The following is a 15,310-nucleotide window of genomic DNA, read 5'->3' on the forward strand; positions in this document are numbered from 1 at the left end:
GCGGCCGGTGCGCCATGGTTGCAGCATGCGTCTTCCTGGCGGTTGCGGCAGTGCCCGCCGCGTCGCTGGCCCAGACGGTCGAGGAACTGTACGCCTCCGGCGTGAAGGCCAGGCAGGCCCAGCATTTCGACGAGGCGGCGCAGCTGCTTAGGCGTGCGCTGGCGCTCAAGCCGGACAATGCCGACGCCCTGGTGCAACTTGGCTTCACCGAACTTGGCCGCAACAATCTGCCGGCGGCGCGTGAAGCGTTTTCCAAGGCGCTTGCGCTTGCGCCGGAATATCTGGATGCCAGCTTCGGCATGGCTCAGGTCGAGTTCCGGTCGGGCAATCTGGACGCTGCCCTGACGCTGGCCGAAAAGGTCTCGCGTGCCCAGCCCGACAATGCCGATGCGAGTACGCTTGTCGCCAGCATCCACAAGGCCCAGCAAGCCGGCAGCAGCAAAGCGAAGCCTGCGACCGCGAGGAAGAGGCTGCGTCCGCCGCGGCCGGATCCCGTCGCCGGCCTGATGGAGAAGGGCCAGAGATTGCGGGCGGCGGGACAATTGCCCGAGGCGCAGAACGCCTATCGCCGAGCGCTGCGGCTGGCGCCGAAAAGCACCGACATCCTGGTCGCCATGGGTCTCGTGGCTGGATCCCAACAGAAATTTGACGAAGCCGGGAATTTCTTCGACCGGGCGCTGGCCATCAGGCCCGGACTTCTCGACGCCCGATTAGGCAAGGTCCGTCTGGCGATCTGGCAGGGCGACGTGCCGCGCGCCCGCACAATGATCGATGATGTGCTTGGCGCTGAAAGTGACAACACCGAACTGATCGCTCTCGATGCGCGGATTTCCATGCTGGAGCAGGATTACACGCGGGCCGAGCAATCGTTTCTGCGGGTATTGGCGGTCGATCCGCGCAACGCTGAGGCGCTTGTGGGGATCGGCGATCTGCGCCGAGCGCGTGGCGACGATGCTGGCGCGCGACACGCCTACCGCCAGGCGCTCGCCCTCGAACCCGGCTCGCGCGATGTCGAGCAGAGGCTCGCCGCGCCGCCGCCACGCAAATGGCGGTTCGATCTAGGCAGCGAAGTGAGCGATCTCACCGAGGGGCTTGGTGGCTGGACCGACAGTTCGGCTGGCCTAGCATATCGGCTCAGCGCGCAAACGACCATTTCGGGCCGCACCCGGGTGGCGACCCGCTTCGGCCACACCGACTTCCAGATCGAGGGCCGCATCGACCAGGCTTTCTCGCCCACTGTTTCAGCGCATGCGCTGGTGGCTGCGACGCCAGATGCCGATTTCCTTGCGCGCTACTCGATCGGAGCCGGCGCTTCATGGCAGATCCTCGCGCCCGCCAAAGCGTTTGGCCCGTTCTCGCTTAACGTCGATACCCGTTATGACAATTTTGCCAACACCGAGATCACCACCTTCTCGCCCTGGGTGCAGGCCTATGTCCTGGGCGGCCAGCTCGGGCTTTCGGCACGTTGGGTCCACGCAGCCGACAACATTGGCACGCGCGCCGATGGTTATGCCCTGCGAGTCGATCTTGCAGTTACCCCTAGCGTCAATGTTTTTGGTGGTTTGGGGATGCCCCCGAGATCTCCGACGGCACGCTGGTGCCTACGCGTACCGTCTTTGGGGGCATCTCCTGGGACGTTTCCGACCCGCTGACGCTGCGCAGTAGCCTCGCCCATGAGCAGCGCCCGACATTCGATCTAACCACATTCGGGCTCGGCCTGACTGCGCGGTTCTGATCATGTTGTACGTCTGGTACCTGTCCATCCTGCTCAGTGCCCTTTCCCTGGTGATCATGCTTCTGCTGATTGGGCGCCGGGTGCTGCACGAGCGCCGGGGGACGGCGGGCGCCGATCAGCGGCGCCTTCTTCTAACGGCGCTGATCGCCTTCACCGAAAATCGCGATCGCGAGGCATTGAAGACGGCGTTGCTTGCGGTGCCGGCAAGGGTGGCGATCGATGCCGGCTTCGAGTTTATCTCGCTGCTGCGCGGCGAGGAGCACGACGAGCTGCTTTCAGCCTTCAACGAATGTGGCCTGCCGACCCTTGTCGGCACCCAGCTTGAAAAGGGCAACGGCGCCGAACGCATCCACGCGGCCGAGATGCTGGGGGCGCTGCGTTCGGAGGACGCGGTGGCAGACCTGCTTTCGGCGCTGGATCGCGACCGGTCGCGCGAGGTCAGGATCGCCGTCGCCATTGCGCTGTGCGATATCGGCGCCCTGCCGCCGCTGGTCATAACGCTACGCAAGATCGGCGTGGCGGGGCAGCGCTCGCGGCGCGTGATCGAGCTTTTCAGGCGCTTTCCGTCAAAGCGGTTCGACGAGCTTGAGGATTACGGCAGCCGTGAGGACGCAGTGCCTTTTATCAGGGCGGCGGCAATCGATGCGCTTGCTCGCAACGGAGGCCTCCGGTTTGGTGAGTTCTTTGCTCGCGCGGCTGGCGATCCGTCACCGGAGGTCGCCGCAGCCGCATTGCGGGCACTCGGCCTGACGGGACATGCCAATGCGCCGGCCATCCTGGCCAAGGCGATGGAAGATGGCGGCTGGGATGTGCGTGCCGACGCTGCCGATGCAGCGGGCCGCCTCGGCCTGTTTGAACTCGCCGCGCCGCTCGCTCAGCTGATGGACGACGAGACATGGACCGTGCGCTATGCCGCCGCTAACGCATTGCGCTCGCTCGGCCAGCAGGGAGAACAGGTGCTGCGCGAGATCGCCGCCAGCGAGGTCTCGCGCCGCCAGCGCACGGCCTCACTGATCCTTGCCGAGGGGCCGGCCGTGTGATGTTCGACTGGAGCCAAGAGATCGTCCTGGGTGCCTCCATCCTGTCCTGGTTCATCATTGGGGCAGGGCTGGCGCAGACGGCGGTATACCTCCTGCAACTCATTATTGCCGCCTACGCGCTGTCCAAGCGCCCGCCGGTCGCGCGATCGGCGCTGCTGTGGCACCGTTACGGCGACGTCGCGCCGCCGATCGCGCTGCTGGTGCCTGCCTACAATGAGGAAGTTAACGTAGTCGAGAGCGTGCACTCGATGCTGGCGCTCGAATATCCGAATTTCGAGGTGATCGTCATCAATGACGGCTCGAAGGATCAGACTCTGCAGCGCCTTATCGAAGGCTTCAAGCTGGTGAAATTCCACCGGCCTTATGAGGACGCCCTGGCGCACAAGCCGATTCGCGGGCTCTATTCCTCGTTGATTACCGAACGGCTGTTCGTGGTCGACAAGGAAAATGGCGGCAAGGCCGATGCCCAGAATGCCGGTATCAATGTCTGCCGCGCGCCGCTGTTTTGCGTGATCGACGGCGATTCCATCCTCGAGCCCGATGCGTTGATGCGTGCCGCGCAGCCCTTCATCGACGATCCAGAGCGCACCATCGCCGTGGGCGGCACGATTCGGATTGCCAACGGCTCCAGGATCGAAGGTGGCAGGGTGCGCGAGGTCCGGCTGCCGCGCCGGCTATTGCCGCTGCTGCAGGTGGTCGAATATTTGCGGGCCTTTCTCATGGCGCGGCTTGCGTGGAGCCGCATCAACTCGCTGATGCTGGTGTCCGGCGCCTTTGGTCTGTTTCGCCGCACGGAAGTTGTGGCGGTTGGCGGTTTCACCAGTGGGTCGATGGGTGAAGATTTGGACCTCGTGATCAAGCTGCATCGCCACATGATGGACACCAAGCGAAGATACAGAATCCAGTTCATTCCTGAGCCGGTGTGCTGGACCGAAGCGCCGGAGTCACTTCGCGTTCTGGCAAGGCAGCGTACGCGCTGGCAGCGCGGTGCGCTCGAATGCTTCTTCCGTTACCGCTCCATGCTCTTCAACCCCCGCTATGGGCGCGTTGGCTTCCTTGGGTTTGGCCACATACTGATTGTCGATGTGCTGGGGCCGATATCGGAGGTGCTGGGCTATGTGCTGATCCCGACCTTCTGGCTGCTCGGCATCCTTTCGACCGAATATCTCCTGGCATTCACGTCGCTGGTTTTCACCTACGGGGTTTGCGTGAGCGTCTGTTCGCTGGTCCTCGAAGAGGCCGAGCTTCAACGTTTTCCACGCGCGCGGGATCTCGCCTTGCTCACGGCCGTGGCTGTGATCGAGAATTTCGGTTACCGCCAGCTCAACAATCTCTGGCGCGTGAAGGGATGGTGGCAATATCTGCGCGCCGACCAAAGCTGGGGCGAGATGACCAGGACCGGCCTGACTGGCCCCAAGAAGTGAGTCCAGCCAGGTGAGTCACCTCAGCGTCCGCTCGATTTCCGTGATAAGCGCGTCGAGTGCGGCATGCGTGGCCGTGTCATCCGCCGGCTCGATCAGCAATGTTTCCAGCGCCGATGCCCGCACGCTGATTTCCGCAAACCCGAAGGTGCCCGCGGCTCCGGCGAGCGAGTGCGCTGTCGCAATCAGCGACTCGTTGGAGCGCTTCAAAGGGGCTGTGTGACGCGCCGCCTTCAACTCCGCTAGTTGAGCGGCGCACCGGGCCAGGAAACGTTGACGAAGGGGGGCGAAGGGATCTTCCAAAATGGGATGGCGCTCCACGGCCAAGTTTCAGAGGTATTCAAGCAGAAAATTCGGTGGAGTGAAACGAACTGCTTGGCACGTCAGAGCGGACTAGACTGGGCCGTGACCAACAAACGGCAGCTTCGCGCCCAATGCCGGTCAAAGAGGCCTTGCCGCCGTTCCTCCATAAGCAGACATTGCAGACCTACAAGGACGTCGCTTTTACGCCCGAAGCGCCGCTTCGGTTGGTCCTTCAGTGACCTGGCGGCCCAAGGGCGTCATCCTCCACGGCCCGACCTCGTCCGCAACTCATCGTTGCCGCCAGCGGCTCTGCTCCTGGCTTTCCCGCGATGACCGAGCGGGTAGTGAAACATCATGGTCAAGCCTGAAAAGCAAGGTCCAACCTAGCCGCCTTTCCAAGCCTGCGTCATCATCGTCCAGCAGTTCAGGATCCTGCGTGCGCCAGCCGGGTCCGTCGGGTCGGCCGGCCGCACAGTTTTTTCATCCCGCTGGAACATTGGCGAAGGAATGCAGTTGGTGTCGCTGCAGATGCCGCCGCGTGGTGCCTGTGGGCGATTGGTGGCAACACCTGATCGGCCGCCGCTCCTTTACGAGGCGGCTTAGCGTGTGAGCCAATCCTGCAGCAAAGGCCTAGACTAAACTAGGATTTCGGATTTGGCAGAAGTCGGCGATGGCGTGACCGCCGGTCGGGAGGCTCTTGGGGTGAAAACGGACAGACGGCTTCGTCGCGCCGCGCGCAAGCATGGCCGCGAAAATTCATGGGCCAGGCAGATTTCCTTGGCTGGTCTTGGACCATCAGCAGAAGGCGCGATTTGCCCCGCATCATCGAGCGCAACCGAGTGGCCTCGATGACAAACGATGGTGCTTTCCCCAGCCTTGCCTGAACATGCGGGAATGTAACTTAGCCGCAAGTGGAATGGTAAAACCGCACGGAAGGCTGACAGGCCGCGTTGGGGTCGAAAGACGAGCATCTTCGGCCAGCAGAGGAGGCCGGAGCATTGATCAGCTTGGCTGGCAAGGGTCTCGCGGCTCGTCACTCTTTTCCGCGTCGCGAGACCTGTTGTCAGTTGGCGCTGGCGACCGGCGCCACCAGCGGTGTGATGCGGCGAATTGCGACGCGGCGGTTCTGCCGTTCGGACCCTGTCGTGTTTACCTTAAGATAGCGCTCGCCATAGCCTTGGGTCGTCAGGTTCTCTGGCGCGATGCCGAAGGAGGTGGTGAGGGCCTCGGCAACGGCCTCTGCTCGCTGGTCGGACAAGGCCAGGTTTGCATTGTCGCTACCGACGGCGTCGGTATGGCCTTCGATCAAGAATGTTTCGGCCGGGTTCTTCTTCAGCAGCCGCTCCATTGCGTCCGCAACGCCTTGCAGCTTTTGGACTTCGCTGTCCGAGATCGCCGCCGAACCGGACTCGAAATTCAACGTGTCGAGATCAACCCGCCGGGCGATATCGCGCACACGCGCCGAGCGCTTGACCTCGTCGACCGAGTAGAGCCGCTGGACCTTTTCCACCGGCGGTTGCTCCAGGAAAGTATAGTAGTCGTCGGCATTCTCGACCAAATCGGACTCCAGGATATATTGTTTGCGCGGGATGTTCAGCCGCATCGGTGGCAAGTCATCACCAGGATCGCGCCAATCCTGTACGTCCTGGTAATACCTCTCGTCGACATAGCTCAGCACATACTCGCGGCCGTCGGGCGTGATGCGCGATCGCTGGATGACATCGCCATAGCGGTTGCGGATGGTGACGATTTGGATGCCGTTGTCCCGAACGATTGTCTCGCGCGTGCGGTCGCCCGGCAGATCCTCGTAGTATACATCCTTGGCACCACGGTTCATTCGCGGAGCTTCGTTGCTCTGGACGATCGTCTGGTCGTTGAACTGGATGATGATCCGGCCGCCAATTTCGGTGAGAACATCGGCGCCCTTTGGACGCTGCGGCGCCTGGCTATCCGGGGCCTTGTCGCGGCGGGTACCCTTTTCATCCGTCACCGGAACAATCTTCTCAGGCTTGATTTCCTGCTGCGCTGCCTTGTCGTCCGCAGGAGGCGGTCCGGAGGCTACGGGGGCAGACGCAGGCGCGCGGGCCTGACCGCCATCGCTCTGCTGAGCGGGCGGGTTGCCGTCCTTGCCAGGACGTTTGGCATCCTTTTCGCTATCGAGGACTGGTGCCGCGTTCGGATCTGCTGGCGCCTCGCCCTGTACTGGCTTTTCGCTTTGGGCGGGCGCCGCCGGCTCACCATTAGCTGGGGCGGTTGCAGGCTGCTGATCGGTCGAAGGTTGTTCGCCAGTCCCGGGCTGCGGTGGTGCAGGCGCCTCGGCGGCAGGCTGCTCGGCGGCAGGTTTCTTTTCCGCCGGCTGTTCGCCCTGGACAGGCGCAGGCTGATCGGTCTTAGCAGGCGCCTGGGGAGCCGTGGTGGGTAAAGGTGCCTCATCTGCAGGTGGCTGGACTTGCTTAACTGGAGCCGATTTGTCGGGGGCCGGCTGCGCTGGCGCGGCCTCGGGCGCCGGCGTCGGCGCGGCCGGTTGAGCAGGCTGTTCCTTCGCGGATGGTTCAGCCGGTGGGTGGATTCTTGAACGGGAGCTGCCTCGGACGCAGGTGCTGCCTCTTTTGGCTGCCCCTGCGGTTTCTGAGCAGGCTGTGGTTCGGTCGCTGGAAGTGGAGCAGCGTTTTCGGTCGGAGCCTGCTGCCTCAGCGCGCAGGCTTCGGCGGATTCGCCCTCCTTGCATTTTAACTTGATAAAGATCGGCGGTGGCGATGCCACGAACCGTGCGGGACCGGAGGCGGCGCTGCTAAGGGGCGCGAAGGGCCCGAACGGCGCGGACGCGATCAGCAAACCGAGTGCAGTGCTGGCCAAAATTTTTGGTCGGCGTGTCATTTGAATTCTCCTTGACGTGTCCCGTCGTTACTGAACTGGGCAACTGCTACATTCGTTCCGGTTCGATCTGGAATGCCGCGCTTGCTAACAGCCGACGGGCAGATTGCTTTGGGTGGCGACGCTGCGAGCCGAGCCGCAGATACAGTCCGCCGGAGGACGCCGCGGCCTGTTCCGGGGTAATCTGCGGTATGAGAACGCCCGCTGGCCGGGAGCTAGCGGATGGGCCTTCTGGACCCTTCTGACCGTCTGGAGTGACCCAGCGGGCAAATGGCTTCGGTGCCGCGAACTGACGCTGCAGGCGCACGACTTCAATCAGTGTCAAAATATCCGGCCCGGCCCAGCGATCTGGGTTGGATTGCTAACCGTAGCCTGTTGGTTGTGCCGTTCATCGCCCTGGGTGGAAGGCGCAGGCGCCTCGGAGAGGCTGCCATGGTTCAGATGCGTGCAGTGCTCATAATCATGGCCGCGCGCACCGCATCGAGAACAGCACATGGGGAGTTGGTATAACAGCATCTACTACAATGCAGGACTCGGCTTTTGGTTGCCACGGCCGATCACGGTTGTTGGATTTCCGCAAGGCGCCACCTCAAGCCGCCCCTAGTGAGGATGCCGAGATTGTGAGCTTCAATGTCCACAGCGAACAAGAATGGCCGTTTGCGCCGCTTGGAGGCATTTGATTTAAAAGCGGCTCTGCTTGGCCGACAGGCGCCCAGCCACCACGGGGGCGCTGCCCCGCATCCGCACAGATTGGGCTAATCGGACACATATGCGGTCTGCCTCAGCTGTTGCGGGATTTTTGCTTTTAAAGACGCGGAATCCGGCTCGGAACTATGCTGCTCCGTGCCGTTCACGATATCTCGATAGGCATAAGGGATAAGAAGGGTATGCAGCGCTTGTAGATAGTGTTGCGACCAGATTTTGAGTCCGTCCGGATGTGCGGAACGTGTCCGAGGTCGCATGGCGGATGCTTCCCGAGACGATCACATTTAGATCCGGCCAACTGTATTGTTGAAGTGGCTGCGCGCAGTCAAGCAGGTTCAGTCGCTTGCCGGGAATGACGGTGTGATGGGATCTTCACCGCGAGCGCAACAACTGTTGCGCGATAGACCAGGCTTGTTCGACATGATGTCGGGCGGCCGCCTCAGCTTTGTCAGGGTCGCGCGACTTGATCGCATTCATGATCGCGGTCATTTCGCCTATCGCCGGTTCCCGGCGATTGGTTGAAGTTATAGTCATAGACCGCAGTTGATTGATGCGTACATTCAAGCCGGTGACGATTTCCCAGGCGATGCGCTTATCGGCCGTTTCGAACAGCGTCTCGTAAAATTTGGTGGTCGCTCGCATCACCGCGACCGGCACCCCTGACGCCCAGGCTTCGAAAAGGTTGGCCAAAGCACCGTCGAGCAAGGCAATCTGCTCATCTGTTGCCGACATGGCGCAAGCCCGCGCCGCGATGCCCTCCAGCAGCGCCCTTAACTCGTAGATCTCGTCGGTGCGGCCGAGATCCGGCTTGGCCACGGCAGGCCCATGGCCAGGTATCATCTGCACCAACCCCTCCGCCTCCAATTGCCGCAAAACCTCGCGCACGACCGAGCGGCTGACGCCGAGCTGATCGCAAAGCGGCCGTTCGACCAGCCTTTCGCCGGGCTGGAAATGAAAATCCATGATCGCCTCGCGCATGCGCTCCAGCGCCAGCGTTCGCAACGTCTTGGCAGAGCGGTCGATCCGCAGCGTATCGTCTGACATTTCCTCTCCGCTTCCTCGTGCTGCCACAAAACAGATTCTTTGGCCAGTTGACAAGGTTCTTGGCGCTCCATAGCATGGTATACCATAATACGCGAGATGGTGGCGCGAAACGCGCCATGCGACCGAGGATTTTGATGAAACCAGCCATTCGGAAGATCGTCACCTACAGTGAGAACACGCTCATTGAAGGCGGCAAGGTAGTACCGCAGCCGCTGCGCCTGATCGGCGTCGCCGCGGTGCTGACCAACCCTTGGGCCGGTCGCGGTTTCACCGAGGATCTGTCGCCGGAGATCCGCGCTATCGCTCCCGTCCTCGGTGAGCTGCTGACGCGCGAGATCATCGCCGCCGCAGGTTCGGGCGAAGCGATCGAAGGCTACGGCAAGGCCGCCATCTGCGGCACGGCGGGCGAGATCGAGCACGCATCGGCGCTGATCCATACGCTGCATTTCGGCAATCATTACCGTCGCGCGGTTGGCGCCAAGACCTATCTCGCCTTCACCAATCTGCGCGGCGGGCCAAACACGCCTATCATGATCCCGCTGATGGACAAGAATGACGAGGGCCGCCGCTCCCATTATCTGACGGTGCATTTCCAGATTGGCGATGCGCCTGCGCCGGACGAACTGGTGGTGGCGCTTGGCGCCTCGATTGGCGGGCGCCCACACCACCGCATCGGCGACCGCTATCAGGACATCAAGGAGGTGGGAGACCTGCATGGCTGATGTCGCCGCCCCCGCATGGATCCGGGACACGGCTCCCGATGGCACCGGCTTCATCCGAGCCGGCTCCGGCACACCTGTACTGCTCATCCACGGCGTCGGCATGAACGCGGCGATCTGGCGCGATCAGATCGCATTGATGCAAGACCGCTACGACCTGATCGCCATCGACATGCTCGGCCACGGCAACTCGCCGCTGCCGCCGGAAAATGCCGAGCTCTCCGACTTCGCCGATCAGGCGCTTCGCCTGCTCGATCATCTCGGCCTCGCCGCCGTATCGATCGTCGGCCATTCGATGGGTGCGCTGGTCGCTTTGGAAATCGCACTTCGCGCACCGTCGCGCGTTCGCTCCATCGTCTGCCTCAACGCGGTCTTCCGCCGCCCCGAGGCACTGGCGCGGGCCGTGCGCGAGCGAGCGGCGGCACTCGGCACGCATGGCGATGCTTCTGCCGTCGCGGCAACGCTTGCCCGGTGGTTCGGCGACCCGCTGCCGGAGAACTTGGCCAGCGCCGCCGCAACCGCACGCGCGGCTCTTGAAGGCGTCGACCCGGAAGGCTACGCGCGCACCTATCGCCTTTTTGCCCGCGCCGATGCCGAGCATGCCGATGCCCTGGCCGGGCTCAGCGCACCGGCCCTGTTCATGACAGGGTCGCAGGACAGCAATTCGACCCCGGCCATGTCTGCGGCGATGGCGAGGCTCGCGCCCCACGGTCAATGCCTCGTGCTCAGCGGAGAAAGGCACATGATGGCAATAGCCTCTCCAGAAAAAGTGACTCAACACATCATCGCCTTCCTGGACACGGCGGCGGACTCCGGCACGAAGGCGCAAACCGATGCCGCGTTCGACAACGGCGAATTCAGGCGGGCACTCGGCTCGTTCCTGACCGGCGTCACCATCGTCACCACCGTTAGTGCGGAAGGCGAGCCGCGCGGCTTCACTGCAAACTCCTTCACCTCGGTCTCGCTCGATCCGCCGCTCGTCCTTGTCTGCATCGCCAAAAAGGCGCTCGGACACAGCGCCTTTTCGACATCCAGAGGTTTCGCGATCAACATTCTCTCGGAGAGCCAGAAGACCGAATCCGGCATCTTCGCCTCCAAGGCCGCGGACAAGTTCACTTCCGTTGCCTGGCAGTCCGGGCAAACCGGAAATCCGCTGATCGACGGTTCAGTCGCGGTGTTCGATTGCGGCATGGAGCAATTGGTCGACGCCGGCGACCACTCGATCCTGATCGGTCGCGTCCGAGATTTCACCCACAATGGCGCGCAGCCGCTCGGCTATTTCCGCGGCACCTACGTCACGCCCCGCCTCAGCCAGGAAGCCCTCGCGGCTGCACCTCACGGCACCGAAGTCGGCGCCATTCTCGAAAATGAAGGCCGCGTGCTGTTCTTCGAAACGGCGAACGGCTTCCACGAATTGCCGGCGGGTCGAGGGCTGGGCTCGCCCAGGGATGCCCGCAGCCTCAAGGGATGCCTTGCGGCCAAGGGCGTCGACGCTCAACTCGGCTTCCTGTTTGCGGTATGGGACGACGCGGCCGATCCGTCGCGCTCGCACGTCTACTACCGGGGACGGTCACCGCCCCCGCCCCCGGCGACAGCCAGGTCAGGCTTGTCGATATAGACCATGTCGCCGATCTGAAGATCGCCGATCCGGCGGTTCGCTCCATGCTGACCCGCTATATCAGCGAACGCACGGAAGATGCATTCGGCGTCTATGTCGGCAACGAGGTCGAAGGCGAGGTCCGGCCGCTCGCCAGGGCTGCGTCTTCCCAAGCTCTTACTGGTCGCAGGTGACGCCGATGAAATTCTCGCTGTTCGTCCATATGGAGCGCTCGGATCTGGCAAAGCCGCATTCCGAGCTTGTTGCCGAGCTGGAGGATCTGGTCCTGCTGGCGGAACAGGCCGGCTTCGAGACCGCCTGGATCGGCGAGCATCACGGGATGGAATTCACCATCTCGCCCAACCCGTTCATCAACATCGCCTATCTCGGCGCCAAGACCAGCACGATCCGGCTCGGCACCGGTACGATCGTCGCGCCGTTCTGGCACCCGATCAAGCTTGCCGGGGAAGCGGCGATGGCCGACGTCATCACGGGCGGCCGGCTCGACATCGGCATTGCGCGCGGCGCCTATGCTTATGAGTACCAGCGGCTTTTCCCCGGGCTCGAAGCGTGGGGCGCGGGCCAGCGCATGCGCGAGATGGTGCCGGCGATCCGTGGCCTGTGGGACGGCGATTTCGAGCTCTCTGGCGAGTTCTGGTCGTTTCCCTCGACCACCGCGTCGCCCAAGCCGCTGCAAGAACCTTATCCGCCGATCTGGGTGGCGGCGCGCGATCCCAACTCGCACGATTTCGCGGTTGCCAACAAATGCAACGTGCAGGTGACGCCGCTCGCCTCCGGCGATGGCGAAGTGACTAGCCTCATGGAGCGCTTCAACACCGCCTGTGCTTCCCACCCGGAGATAGCACGGCCGGAAATCATGCTCTTGATGCACACATTCGTGGCCGAGGACGCAGCCGACGCCGATCGCCTGACACGGGACCTGTCGCAATTCTACTGCCAGTTCGGCGCCTGGTTCCAGAACAAGAAGCCAGTGCGCCAGGGCGTGCTGGAGGCGCTGACCGAGGCCGAGGTCGCGGCCATGCCGCAATATGCGCCAGACAAGATCCGGCAAAATCTAGTGATCGGCGAAGCCGACGAGGTGATCGCCAGGCTCAAGGCCTATGAGGCGCTCGGCTACGACCAGTATTCGATCTGGATCGACAGCGGCCTTTCGCACGAGCGCAAGAAGAAATCGCTGCAGCTGTTCATCGACAAAGTGATGCCGGCCTTCCGGGGACCGCGCACGTGATGGGCACCGGCGAATTCAGGAACTACATAGACGGCAACTTCGTCGAAGGGGCAGCGACCTTCGACAGCATCGACCCGTCGACCGGCGCAACATGGGCAAAAATGCCAGCTGCATCAGCCGCCGACGTCCACCGCGCTGTCGAAGCCGCCCACCGGGCACTGCGATCCGGTCCGTGGGCAGCGATGACGGCGAGCGCCCGTGGCAAGCTTTTGGTGCGGCTCGGCGATCTCGTCGTCGCCAGTGTCGATCGGCTGGCGCAATTGGAGACGCGCGATACCGGCAAGATCATCCGCGAGACCCGCGCCCAGATCGCCTATGTCGGTGACTACTACCGCTACTATGGCGGTCTCGCCGACAAGCACGAAGGCTCGTTTGTTCCCATCGACAAGGCGGATATGGAGGTGACGATCCGGCCCGAACCGATCGGCGTCGTTGCCGCTGTCGTGCCGTGGAATTCGCAGCTCTTCCTTTCCGCCGTCAAGCTCGGGCCGGCGCTCGCCGCAGGCTGCACCGTCGTCCTCAAGGCGTCCGAGGATGGCCCTGCTCCGCTGCTCGCCTTCGCCGAACTCGTCCACGAAGCCGGATTTCCCGCAGGCAGCGTCAGCATCCTGACCGGCTTCGGCCATGATTGCGGCCACCGCCTGACCAGCCATCCGCTGGTCGCCCGCGTCGCCTTCACCGGCGGTCCCGCGACCGCCCGCCAGATCGTCAGGAACACGGCTGAAAACCTTGCTTACACGACACTCGAGCTCGGCGGTAAAAGCCCGGTCGTGGTGTTTGCCGATGCCGATCTCGACAGTGCCGCCAACGCCGTCGTCGCCGGCATTTTTGCCGCCACCGGCCAAAGCTGCGTCGCCGGCTCGCGGCTCTTGGTCGAGCGCTCGGTGAAGGACGAGTTTCTCGTCCGGCTCAAGCGCAAGGCCGAGGCGATCCGGATCGGCGACCCTCAAGATACCGAAACCGAAATGGGACCGCTCGCCACCGCGCGCCAGCGCGACTGGATCGAGAAGATCATCACCGAAAGCCTGGCCACGGGCGGCCGGCTGGTCACCGGCGGCGCGCGCCCCGAGAGCAAGCCGGACGGCTTCTACTACGCGCCGACGATCATCGAAGCGCTCGATCAAAGCCTCGCCTGCGTGCGCGAAGAACTTTTCGGTCCGGTGCTCAGCGTGATCGCGTTCGACACGGAAGCCGAAGCGCTGGCGCTTGCCAACGACACCAAGTTCGGCCTGGCGTCCGGCGTCTTCACCACCAATCTCGCGAAAGCGCACCGCATGGCGCGCGGCATCCGTGCCGGCGTGGTCTGGATCAACACCTACCGGGCCGTCTCGCCGCTGGTTCCGTTCGGCGGCTACGGCCAGTCCGGCCTCGGCCGCGAAGGCGGCATGGACGCTGTCCGCGATTACACGCGCTCGAAATCGGTCTGGATACGCACCTCGGACGACCCGATTCCCGATCCTTTTGTCATGCGGTAGCCGCCGCTAGCCAGGGAAACGCGATCAAGGCGAAAACGCCGGTCGCAAACAGCCAACAACGAAAACAAACAGAGGAGAACGACATGAAACTGATCATTACCGGCATCCTTGCCGCACTTCTGGCAACGACCACCGCCAAGGCCGACGAAATGGTCTTCACCAGTTGGGGCGGGACGACCCAGGAAGCGCAGACCAAATCATGGGCCGACCCCTTCACGGCCGCATCCGGCATAAAAGTCCTGCAGGACGGTCCAACCGACTACGGCAAGCTGAAGGCCATGGTCGACGCCGGCAGCGTCAACTGGGATGTCGTCGATGTTGAGATGGATTTCGCCATCAAGGCGGCCAAGGACGGCCTGCTGGAACCGATCGACTTCAAGGCGGTGCCGAAGGCCGATCTCGATCCGCGCTTCACCACTGACCACGCCGTCGGCAGCTTTTACTATTCCTTCGTGCTGGCCTGGAACAAGGGCGCCGTCTCCGGCGAGCCGGCCGGCTGGGCCGACATGTTCGACACCAAGAAATTCCCGGGCAAACGCGCCTTCTACAAATGGTCGGCGCCCGGCGTCATCGAGATCGCGCTGCTCGCCGATGGTGTTCCCGCCGACAAGCTCTATCCGCTCGACCTCGACCGCGCCTTCAGGAAGCTCGACACCATCAAGTCTGACATCGTCTGGTGGAGCGGCGGCGCGGAATCGCAGCAACTGATCGCTTCGGGTGAAGCGGCGTTCGGCCAGCTCTGGAACGGACGCGTCTTCGCACTTCAGCATGACGAAGCCGATGTCGGTGTGTCCTGGGCCCAGAACCTGACGGCGGCCGATGTCCTGGTGGTTCCGAAGGGCGCCAAGAACAAGGACGCGGCGATGAAGTTCCTCGCGGCGGCAAGCAGCCCCGGCGGCCAGGCGAAGTTTGCCGAAGCCAGCGGTTATGCGCCCATCAACACCAAGGCCAAGGCCGAGATGGCGGCCGACGTCGTGAAGTCGCTGCCGGACGCCCATGTCGACGGCCAGATCAATCTCGACATGAACTATTGGGCCGAGCACCGCGACGAGATCGCCACGCGCTGGTATGCCTGGCAGGCGAAATAAGCCTGTCCCTTGAACTGCCGGGGGCGGGACGGTCAGCACTGTCTCGTCCCACAGCCGGAT

The 15,310-nt window shown here is 63.2% G+C and carries 9 protein-coding genes and 2 pseudogenes; 8 read left to right on the forward strand and 3 right to left on the reverse strand.

Going from position 1 to position 15,310, the window contains the following annotated elements:
* Window positions 1–14: 14 nt before the first annotated feature.
* The 3 genes and pseudogenes from NLY44_RS26840 (at window position 15) to NLY44_RS26850 (ending at window position 4,199) form a co-directional block, all read left to right on the forward strand.
* A pseudogene (locus NLY44_RS26840) lies at window positions 15–1,735 on the forward strand (YaiO family outer membrane beta-barrel protein).
* Between the two features lie 2 nt (window positions 1,736–1,737).
* Window positions 1,738–2,775 carry a HEAT repeat domain-containing protein gene (locus NLY44_RS26845; protein WP_286455899.1) on the forward strand — a complete coding sequence of 346 codons (1,038 nt, stop codon included), beginning with the start codon at window positions 1,738–1,740 and terminating at the stop codon, window positions 2,773–2,775.
* Complete coding sequence (locus tag NLY44_RS26850; protein ID WP_286455901.1) at window positions 2,775–4,199, forward strand: glycosyltransferase family 2 protein; 1,425 nt, start codon at window positions 2,775–2,777, stop codon at window positions 4,197–4,199. Before NLY44_RS26845 ends, NLY44_RS26850 begins: the two co-directional genes overlap by 1 nt.
* Window positions 4,200–4,214: 15 nt before the next feature.
* On the opposite strand, the gene NLY44_RS26855 is transcribed toward NLY44_RS26850, so the two are convergent.
* The 3 genes from NLY44_RS26855 to NLY44_RS26865 form a co-directional block, all read right to left on the reverse strand.
* On the reverse strand, window positions 4,215–4,517 hold the full coding sequence (locus NLY44_RS26855; RefSeq protein ID WP_245263897.1) for an Hpt domain-containing protein: 303 nt from the start codon (window positions 4,515–4,517) through the stop codon (window positions 4,215–4,217).
* A 1,045-nt stretch (window positions 4,518–5,562) separates the two neighbouring features.
* On the reverse strand, window positions 5,563–7,227 hold the full coding sequence (locus NLY44_RS26860) for an OmpA family protein (RefSeq protein ID WP_245263896.1): 1,665 nt from the start codon (window positions 7,225–7,227) through the stop codon (window positions 5,563–5,565).
* Window positions 7,228–8,450: 1,223 nt separating this feature from the next.
* Window positions 8,451–9,122, reverse strand: a complete 672-nt coding sequence (locus NLY44_RS26865) for a GntR family transcriptional regulator (protein ID WP_023806902.1) — start codon at window positions 9,120–9,122, stop codon at window positions 8,451–8,453.
* Between the two features lie 134 nt (window positions 9,123–9,256).
* On the opposite strand from NLY44_RS26865, the gene NLY44_RS26870 reads away from it, so the two are divergent.
* The 5 genes and pseudogenes from NLY44_RS26870 (at window position 9,257) to NLY44_RS26890 (ending at window position 15,250) form a co-directional block, all read left to right on the forward strand.
* A complete protein-coding gene (locus NLY44_RS26870) occupies window positions 9,257–9,844 on the forward strand; it encodes an amino acid synthesis family protein (RefSeq protein ID WP_023806901.1) in 588 nt (195 codons plus the stop codon).
* Window positions 9,837–11,632, forward strand: a pseudogene (locus NLY44_RS26875) (alpha/beta fold hydrolase). Before NLY44_RS26870 ends, NLY44_RS26875 begins: the two are co-directional and overlap by 8 nt.
* Before the next feature lie 5 nt (window positions 11,633–11,637).
* A complete protein-coding gene (locus NLY44_RS26880; RefSeq protein ID WP_023806899.1) occupies window positions 11,638–12,687 on the forward strand; it encodes an LLM class flavin-dependent oxidoreductase in 1,050 nt (349 codons plus the stop codon).
* Window positions 12,687–14,162: an aldehyde dehydrogenase gene (locus NLY44_RS26885; protein ID WP_023806898.1), complete on the forward strand. Its 1,476-nt coding sequence runs from the start codon at window positions 12,687–12,689 to the stop codon at window positions 14,160–14,162. The genes NLY44_RS26880 and NLY44_RS26885 overlap by 1 nt, the downstream gene beginning before the upstream one ends.
* Window positions 14,163–14,245: 83 nt before the next feature.
* Window positions 14,246–15,250, forward strand: coding sequence for an ABC transporter substrate-binding protein (locus tag NLY44_RS26890; protein WP_023806897.1), 1,005 nt, complete (start codon window positions 14,246–14,248; stop codon window positions 15,248–15,250).
* Window positions 15,251–15,310: the final 60 nt, after the last annotated feature.

This window comes from Mesorhizobium sp. C089B (assembly GCF_030323125.1).
Lineage (GTDB): Bacteria > Pseudomonadota > Alphaproteobacteria > Rhizobiales > Rhizobiaceae > Mesorhizobium.

Excerpts from the sequence above, each read along its gene's own strand:
- NLY44_RS26860 (WP_245263896.1), bottom strand. The coding sequence starts at position 7,227 with ATGCAAGGAGGGCGAATCCGCCGAAGCCTGCGCGCTGAGGCAGCAGGC.
- NLY44_RS26890 (WP_023806897.1), top strand. The coding sequence starts at position 14,246 with ATGAAACTGATCATTACCGGCATCCTTGCCGCACTTCTGGCAACGACC.
- NLY44_RS26845 (WP_286455899.1), top strand. The coding sequence starts at position 1,738 with ATGTTGTACGTCTGGTACCTGTCCATCCTGCTCAGTGCCCTTTCCCTG.
- NLY44_RS26865 (WP_023806902.1), bottom strand. The coding sequence starts at position 9,122 with ATGTCAGACGATACGCTGCGGATCGACCGCTCTGCCAAGACGTTGCGA.
- NLY44_RS26880 (WP_023806899.1), top strand. The coding sequence starts at position 11,638 with ATGAAATTCTCGCTGTTCGTCCATATGGAGCGCTCGGATCTGGCAAAG.
- NLY44_RS26870 (WP_023806901.1), top strand. The coding sequence starts at position 9,257 with ATGAAACCAGCCATTCGGAAGATCGTCACCTACAGTGAGAACACGCTC.
- NLY44_RS26850 (WP_286455901.1), top strand. The coding sequence starts at position 2,775 with ATGTTCGACTGGAGCCAAGAGATCGTCCTGGGTGCCTCCATCCTGTCC.
- NLY44_RS26885 (WP_023806898.1), top strand. The coding sequence starts at position 12,687 with ATGGGCACCGGCGAATTCAGGAACTACATAGACGGCAACTTCGTCGAA.